The organism is Arthrobacter sp. NPDC089319 (assembly GCF_040684925.1).
GTDB lineage: Bacteria > Actinomycetota > Actinomycetes > Actinomycetales > Micrococcaceae > Crystallibacter.
In genome coordinates this window covers 340,348-348,185 of record NZ_JBFBGZ010000004.1, presented here as the reverse complement: position 1 = coordinate 348,185, position 7,838 = coordinate 340,348, and the positions used below count along the sequence as shown (strand labels likewise).

The following is a 7,838-nucleotide window of genomic DNA, read 5'->3' as shown; positions in this document are numbered from 1 at the left end:
CTCTCCCCGGAAGGCGGCGACAAGCCCACCGGCGAGCTGGCCTCGGCGATCGATGAGTACTTCGGTTCCTTCGACGCGTTCCGCGGCCACTTCGGTGCCGCGGCGCTGAGCCTGCAGGGCTCGGGCTGGGCCGTGCTGGCCTACGAACCGCTGGGCGGCAACCTGGTCATCGAGCAGCTCTACGACCAGCAGGGCAACATTCCGGTGGGCACCATCCCGCTGCTGATGCTGGACATGTGGGAGCACGCCTTCTACCTGGACTACGTCAATGTCAAGGCCGACTACGTCAAGGCGTTCTGGAACATCGTCAACTGGGCCGACGTCGCCGCCCGCTTCGACGCCGCCCGCACCGGCGCTTCCGCGCTGATCACCCCGGCCAGGTAAGGCCGAACCTATCAGGCACCGGCCGGGCGGGGGAGATGGGAATCCCCGCACCGGCCGCCATCTCCTCCAGGAGGTAGACGCACATGACTACTCGAGTAGGTATCAACGGATTCGGCCGGATAGGCCGCAGCTACTTCCGCGCAGCTCTGGCCCAGAAACCGGATCTGGAAATCGTGGCCATCAATGACCTGACCGACGCGGACACTCTGGCCCACCTGCTCAAATACGACAGCGTGCTGGGCATCCTGCCGGAAACGGTGGAGGTGGACGCCGGCAACCTGATCGTCGGCGGCCGGAAGATCCGTGTCCTGTCCGAGAAGGACCCGGCAGCCCTGCCGTGGGGCGAACTCGACGTGGACATCGTGATCGAATCCACCGGGCGGTTCAACAAGAGCGGTGGCGCCCGCAAGCACATGGAGGCAGGCGCCAGGAAGGTCTTGGTTTCCGCGCCCGCCAAGGACGAGGACATCACCATCGTGATGGGCGTCAATGACGGCGAGTACGACGCCGATGCGCACCACCTGATCTCGAACGCCTCCTGCACCACCAACTGCCTGGCACCGCTGGCCAAGGTGCTGCACGAAAAGTTCGGCATCGAGCACGGGCTGATGACCACCATTCACGCCTACACCGCCGACCAGAACCTCCAGGACGGCCCGCATCGGGACCTGCGGCGCGCCCGCGCGGCGGCCATTAACCTGGTGCCGACGTCAACCGGCGCGGCGAAGGCCATTGGGCGGGTGCTCCCCGAGCTGCAGGGTAAGTTGGACGGCTTCGCGGTGCGGGTGCCGGTGCCCACCGGCTCCATGACGGACCTGACCGTCACGCTGTCCCGCGAAGCGACGGTGGAAGAGGTCAACGAGGCCTTCAAGGACGCCGCCGCGGACCCGCACTGGGCCGGAATCCTCACTTATACCGAGGACCCCATCGTGTCGTCCGATATCGTCACAGACCCGGCGTCTTCGATCTTCGACTCGGGACTGACTAAGGTTATGGGTAACCAGGTGAAAGTTGTTGGCTGGTACGACAACGAGTGGGGCTACTCCAACCGTCTGTTGGATCTGACTGTCCTGATCGCCTCAAAGCTGTCCTAGGCACGGCACCACCCGTCCTCCGCACGAAGGTAGAAATGACTGCACATTCTCTCGATGAACTGTTGGCCGCCGGAGTCCGCGGACGCCACGTGTTGGTCCGTTCGGACCTGAACGTCCCCTTGGAAGGCGAATCGCCCCGGCTGAAGGTGTCCGACGACGGGCGCATCCGCGCCTCGCTGCCGGTCATCACCAAGCTGGCGGAGGCCGGGGCCCGGGTCATCGTGACGGCACACCTCGGCCGGCCCAAGGGCGCGCCCGAGGAGAAGTTCTCGCTGCGCCCCGCGGTCGCCCGGCTGAAAGAGTTGGCCGCTGTGACGGTCAAGTTCGCCGAGGACACCGTGGGTCCGGCAGCCCGGGAGGCAGCTGCCGGCCTGCAGGACGGCGAAGTGCTGGTGCTGGAGAACGTGCGCTTCGATCCGCGCGAAACCAGCAACGACGACGCCGAGCGTGAGGCTTTTGCCGCCGAACTCGCCGGGCTCACCGCCGGCGACGGGGCCTATGTGGACGATGCCTTCGGCGCCGTGCACCGCAAACATGCTTCCGTTTTCGACATTGCCCGCCTGCTTCCCGCCTACCAGGGCGACCTGGTGCGGACGGAGCTCCAGGTGCTGAATCGCCTCACCGAGGCCCCGCAGCGGCCGTATGTGGTGGTGCTGGGCGGTTCCAAGGTCTCGGACAAGCTGGCCGTGATCGAAAACCTGCTGGGCAAGGCGGACTACCTGCTGGTCGGCGGCGGAATGGTCTTCACCTTCCTCGCCGCGCAAGGGCACAAGGTCGGCGCCAGCCTGCTGGAAATGGACCAATTGGACACGGTGCGCGGCTACCTCGCCCGTGCCAAGGAACTGGGGTGCACGTTCATCCTGCCGACCGACATCGTGGTTGCGGAGAAGTTCGCTGCCGACGCCGCGTGGGAAGTGGTGCCCGCCGAGGGCATCGAATCGACCTCGTTCGGTGCCGATGGCATTGGTTTGGACATCGGTCCGGAATCGGCCGAAGCCTTCGCGCACCAGATCCATTCGGCCAATACGGTCTTCTGGAACGGGCCGATGGGCGTGTTTGAATTTGATGCCTTCGCCAACGGGACCCGCACCGTTGCCAAGGCTCTGACCGGAAGCGGCGGCTTCACCGTGGTCGGCGGCGGCGATTCCGCCGCTGCGGTGCGTACGCTGGGCTTCGACGACGACGCTTTCGGCCATATTTCAACCGGCGGCGGTGCCAGCCTCGAATACCTTGAGGGCAAGGAATTGCCCGGCCTCGCCGCACTGGACCGCTGACGCCGCCCGGACCTTCGCCGCCATACGGCGGTTGGTTCCGGCATTGCCCAGCCACCGCGCGGCCCGGCCGCGCAGAACGACGCCCAGCACCACAGATGGAGACCGCAGTGACCACTTCGACCAACGGCAAGTTCGACCGCAAACCGCTGATCGCCGGCAACTGGAAGATGAACATGGACCATGTCCAGGGCATCACCTTGCTGCAGAAGTTGGCCTGGACGCTCAGCGATGCCCGGCACGACTACACCCGGGTGGAGGTCGCGGTCTTTCCCCCGTTCACGGATCTGCGCGGCGTGCAGACGCTGGTCAACGGCGACAATCTGAAGCTTGTTTACGGCGCCCAGGATCTCTCGCCGCAGGACTCGGGCGCGTACACCGGGGACATTTCCGGACAGTTCCTCGCCAAGCTGGGCTGCACCTATGTGCTGGTGGGCCACTCCGAGCGGCGCGAAATCCACGGCGAGGACGACGCCCTGCTGAACGCGAAGCTGAAGGCGGCCTACCGGCACAAGCTGACCCCCATTCTGTGCGTCGGCGAGGGCCTTGACGTGCGCCAAGCAGGAAACCACGTGGAGCACACGCTCAGCCAGTTGCGTGCCGATGTGGCTGGCCTCGATGCCGAGCAAGCGGCCCGACTGGTCATCGCCTACGAGCCTGTCTGGGCGATCGGTACGGGGGAGGTGGCCGGCCCTGAAGACGCTCAGGAGATGTGCGCCGCCATCCGCGCCGAGATGGCCGTGCTGTTCGACGAGAGCGTGGCAGCCGGCGTCCGCCTGCTCTACGGCGGATCAGTAAAGGCGGGCAACGCTGCGGCAATCCTGAACGAACGCGACGTGGACGGCGTGTTGGTTGGCGGGGCCAGCCTGGACGCGGGCGAATTTGCTAATATTGTCAGGTTCGAACACCATCTGCTGACAAAGTGATGTCTGCCCGCCACTGGGATATCCCGACAGCTGACGAAAGGCCACTGTGGAAGCTCTGAAGATCACTCTGCAAATCCTGCTCGGCATCACCAGCCTGCTGCTGACCCTGCTCATCCTGCTCCACAAGGGGCGCGGTGGCGGCATGTCCGACATGTTCGGCGGTGGAATGACCACCAGCCTGGGATCGTCCGGCGTCGCAGAGCGAAACCTCAACCGGTTCACGGTGGTTCTTGGACTGGTCTGGGGCACGGTCATCGTGGCCCTGGGCCTGATGATGCGTTTCAGCGCGGAATCCTAAGCGACTTTTCTTCCGGCCCTGCCGCTCACCGGACCGGTTTCGGCTGGGACGGAATTCCGAGAGACTTTGCCCCGACCCCTTAACCCTGCGCTGTTCCCACCGTAGACTGGTGCCCGATGCAGGGGGCATCCATTCTGGTAATCGGGGGCAAACATGGTTGATCCGTCGAATTCCTTCCGGGCCGTCCGGGTCGGTTCCGAAACGGGCGCCGGGCTTGCCGGTTGGCAGGCCGTGACCGGCCGGACGGTGGTGCCGGTCACCAAAGTCCCGGTCACCTACTGGTGCCCGAAGGGACACCAGACCACACCGGTTTTCGCCAATCTCAGCGAAGCCGACATCCCCACCTCGTGGGACTGCCCGCACTGCGGCCAGACGGCGGCCAGGGAACCTGGCGGAGGCGGTGCCGAGGCCCGCAGCAGCGACGAGCCTTACAAGAGCCATCTGGAGTACGCCAAGGAACGGCGCAGCCCGGACGAGGCGGAGGCCGTGGTGGAACAGGCCCTGGAGAAGTTGCGGCGGCGCCGGCGGGAAGCACTTCGTCGGGCGGAGTCAGGGCGCCAGCGCCGCGGCGACTAGAGGCCCGTACTAGTCGTTGCCGTTGTCGGCCGGGGAGAGCAGCGTCTCCGGCAGCTTGGACGCCGCGTCCTGATCCAGCAGCCATACTGTTCGCTTGCGTCCGCGTGCGCCGGCGGCGGGAACCTGCACCGGGCTGGCGCCGGCCAGGGCCAGCCCCACCGCGCCGGCCTTGTCGCTGCCGCCCACCACCAGCCACACCTCGTCCGCCGCATTGATCGCGGGCAGCGTGAGGGACACGCGCTCCGGCGGCGGTTTCGGCGCATCGGTTTCACCGACGGCCGAGCGGTCCTCAGTCCGGATTCCGGCCATTTCGGGAAACAGCGAGGCAATGTGGGCGTCAGGGCCGACGCCCAGCAGCAGCACATCCAGCTTCGGCACCGGGCCACTCGTGCCTTCGTCGGCCGCAGCCTGTCGGAGGGCGGCGGAATAGGCAACTGCGGCCGCGTCCGGGTCGGCGTATTCGCCGGCGGCGCCGAAGGGATGCACCCGGGCCGGGTCCAGCGGAAGCCCGTCCAGCAGCGCTTCGCGCGCCTGCCGCTCGTTGCGGTCCGGGCTGTCCTTCGCGACGAAGCGTTCGTCACCCCACCAAACATTCACCTTCGACCAGTCGAAACCGGCGGGAAGCTCAACGGCGGCGACCGCCTTCAGGGTGTTGATGCCCAGGCTGCCGCCGGTGAGCACCACGGTGGCTTCGCCGCGTTCGGCCTGGGCGGCGGCCAGCCGCTCCACCAGCCTCTGGGCGGTCGCGCCCGCGACGGCGGCGACGTCGGAATGGACTATGACGTGTGGTTCAGCGTTCACTGCGGCGCACGCTCCTCAAATTGGTCCGGGGCAATCCATCGGTCAATACTTCACCGAAAACATCATCCGGGTCGAGCCGGCGAAGCTCTTCGGCCAGGCATTCTTCCAGCGGCCGGCGCGGCAGCGAGATCCGCTGGACCGGTTGGCCGGGCAGCAGAAGTTCGGCCACACTGGCGCCGGGACGCAGGATGCGGATGTCGCCGGTGGTGCGCGAGATCTCCACACCCCTGATGCCGGTGCCCGCGAGGTTCTCCACGATGGTGACCGGCGCGTTCAAGGCCAGCGTCAGCCACGCCGCCAGCAGGACGGTGCTGGGGGAGTCGGACGCCCCCTCCACCGCAACGGCTGTCACCGGGGCTGGCTCCAGTTGGTCAAAGACGGCAGCCAGCTGGACGCGCCAGCTGGTCAGCCGGGTCCAGGCCAGGTCCGTATCGCCCGCGGTGTAGGTGTCGCGCAGGCTGAACAGCGCCCGCTGCGGGTCGGCCTCATTGCCGGAATCCGTGATGCGGCGGTGCGCGATCCGGCCAATCGAGGTGCGCGAAGCATCCTTCGGCATGCCGTGCGGCCACCAGGCCACGATCGGCGCATCGGGCAGCAGCAGGGCAGCCACCAAGGACTCGCTTTCGGCAGCCAGCTGGCCGTAACCGTACAGCACGATGACCTCGGCCGCTCCGGCGTCGCCGCCGACCCGGATCTGGGCATCGAGGCGGGTCTTCTCCTTCGAACCTGCATCCACCAGCGCGATGATCCGGCAGGGATGCTCACGGCTGGCTGCATTGGCAGCGAGGATGGCTTCCTCCTCATGGCCCAACGGAGTCACCACGACCAGGGTGAGCACGCGGCCCAGCGCCACAACGCCGCCCTGCTCGCGCATGGCCACGATCTCCTTCGAGACCTTCGACGTGGTGGTGTCTTTCAGGTCTTTAATCACGGCCTTCTCCAAGTGCGTCCGTCGCGGGCCAGCAGTTCATCGGCCGACGCCGGCCCCCAGCTGCCGGGGGAGTACGGCTCCGGCCGGGTCCGGCTCTCGGCCCAATATTCCTCGAACGGGTCCAGGATCTTCCACGAGAGCTCGACCTCCTGGTGCCGCGGGAACAGCGGCGGCTCACCGAGCAGTACGTCCAGGATCAGCCGCTCATAGGCCTCGGGACTCGACTCGGTAAACGCGTGCCCGTAGCCGAAGTCCATCGTGACGTCGCGGACTTCCGTCTGGGTACCGGGCACCTTGGAACCGAAGCGGATGGTGACCCCTTCGTCCGGCTGCACGCGGATCACCACCGCGTTTTGGCCGAAGTCGTCCTCGCTGTGGTTCGGGAACAGCAGATTCGGCGCCCGCTTGAACACGACGGCGATCTCCGTCACCCGGCGGCCCAGCCGCTTGCCGGCGCGCAGGTAGAACGGAACACCGGACCAGCGCCGGGTGTGGATGTCCAGCCGCAGCGCCGCATAGGTCTCGGTGACCGAATCCGGGTTGAAGCCTTCTTCCTCCAGATATCCGGTGACCTTTTCCCCGCCCTGCCAGCCGCCGGTGTACTGCCCCCGGGCCGAATGGGTCGAGAGGTCCTCGGGGAGCTTGACAGCGGCCAGCACTTTTTCCTTTTCCGCCCGCAGGTCCTCCGCGTTGAAGGAGATCGGTTCCTCCATGGCGGTCAGGGCCAACAGTTGGAGCAGGTGGTTCTGGATAACGTCGCGAGCCGCGCCGACGCCGTCGTAATAGCCCGCACGGCCGCCAATCCCAATGTCTTCCGCCATGGTGATCTGCACATGGTCCACATAGTTTGCGTTCCAGAGCGGTTCAAACAACTGATTGGCAAAGCGAAGCGCCAGTAAGTTCTGGACGGTCTCCTTGCCCAAATAGTGGTCGATCCGGAATACCGCATCCGGCGGGAAAACCGATTCAACGATGTTGTTCAGCTCACGCGCGGACTTCAGATCATGGCCGAAGGGCTTTTCGATAACCACCCGGCGCCACGGCGTGCCCGGCGCATCTTCGGTGGCCTGGGCGAGGCCGTGCGAGGAGAGCATCTGGCACACCTGCTCGAAGGCCTTGGGCGGGATTGAGAGGTAGAACGCGTGGTTTCCCTGGGTCCCGCGCTGTTCATCGAGCTCCTTCAACGTGGCACCCAACTGCTCGAAGGCGTCGTCGTCGTCGAATGCTCCTTCGACAAACCGGATGCCGGCAGCCAGATGCGTCCAGATGTCCTCGCGGAACGGGGTGCGGGCGTGCTGCTGCACGGACTCTTTCACCTGCGCGGCGAATTCGGCGTCGTCCCACGGCCGGCGGGCAAAGCCGACCAGCGCGAAGCTGGGCGGCAGTAGTCCGCGGTTGGCCAGGTCATAAACCGCCGGCATAAGCTTCTTCCGCGCCAGGTCTCCGGTGACGCCGAACAGCACCAGGGAACACGGGCCGGCAATACGGTCCAGCCGGCGGTCGCGGGGGTCCCGCAGCGGGTTGGCCGGACGGCCGTGTGCAGTGGAAGGTGCCATG

At 66.3% G+C, this 7,838-nt stretch carries 9 protein-coding genes; 6 read left to right on the top strand and 3 right to left on the bottom strand.

What is annotated here, in order from left to right; genetic code table 11:
• From AB0N75_RS08455 to AB0N75_RS08430, 6 genes are all read left to right on the top strand, one after another.
• The coding region (locus AB0N75_RS08455) for a Fe-Mn family superoxide dismutase (RefSeq protein WP_364647858.1) at positions 1-384 on the top strand (384 nt) is incomplete at its 5' end.
• Positions 385-467: 83 nt separating this feature from the next.
• Complete coding sequence (gap, locus tag AB0N75_RS08450) at positions 468-1,478, top strand: type I glyceraldehyde-3-phosphate dehydrogenase (protein WP_364647855.1); 1,011 nt, start codon at positions 468-470, stop codon at positions 1,476-1,478.
• 35 nt (positions 1,479-1,513) lie between these two features.
• Positions 1,514-2,752 carry a phosphoglycerate kinase gene (locus AB0N75_RS08445; RefSeq protein WP_364647852.1) on the top strand — a complete coding sequence of 413 codons (1,239 nt, stop codon included), beginning with the start codon at positions 1,514-1,516 and terminating at the stop codon, positions 2,750-2,752.
• 107 nt (positions 2,753-2,859) lie between these two features.
• Complete coding sequence (tpiA, locus tag AB0N75_RS08440; RefSeq protein ID WP_364647849.1) at positions 2,860-3,675, top strand: triose-phosphate isomerase; 816 nt, start codon at positions 2,860-2,862, stop codon at positions 3,673-3,675.
• Between the two features lie 46 nt (positions 3,676-3,721).
• Positions 3,722-3,973, top strand: a complete 252-nt coding sequence (gene secG / locus AB0N75_RS08435; RefSeq protein ID WP_127515609.1) for a preprotein translocase subunit SecG — start codon at positions 3,722-3,724, stop codon at positions 3,971-3,973.
• A 153-nt stretch (positions 3,974-4,126) separates the two neighbouring features.
• On the top strand, positions 4,127-4,549 hold the full coding sequence (locus tag AB0N75_RS08430; RefSeq protein ID WP_241912970.1) for an RNA polymerase-binding protein RbpA: 423 nt from the start codon (positions 4,127-4,129) through the stop codon (positions 4,547-4,549).
• A 9-nt stretch (positions 4,550-4,558) separates the two neighbouring features.
• Here the strand turns inward: AB0N75_RS08430 and pgl are convergent, their stop codons facing one another.
• Genes pgl through zwf form a run of 3 tightly spaced genes read right to left on the bottom strand, consistent with a single transcriptional unit; the run spans position 4,559 to position 7,837 of the window.
• Positions 4,559-5,350, bottom strand: a complete 792-nt coding sequence (gene pgl / locus AB0N75_RS08425; RefSeq protein ID WP_364647844.1) for a 6-phosphogluconolactonase — start codon at positions 5,348-5,350, stop codon at positions 4,559-4,561.
• Entirely contained in the window at positions 5,340-6,281 is a 942-nt protein-coding gene (locus tag AB0N75_RS08420) for a glucose-6-phosphate dehydrogenase assembly protein OpcA (RefSeq protein ID WP_364647841.1), read from the bottom strand. The genes pgl and AB0N75_RS08420 overlap by 11 nt, the downstream gene beginning before the upstream one ends.
• Positions 6,278-7,837: a glucose-6-phosphate dehydrogenase gene (gene zwf, locus AB0N75_RS08415; RefSeq protein WP_364647838.1), complete on the bottom strand. Its 1,560-nt coding sequence runs from the start codon at positions 7,835-7,837 to the stop codon at positions 6,278-6,280. The genes AB0N75_RS08420 and zwf overlap by 4 nt, the downstream gene beginning before the upstream one ends.
• Between the last annotated feature and the right edge of the window lies 1 nt (position 7,838).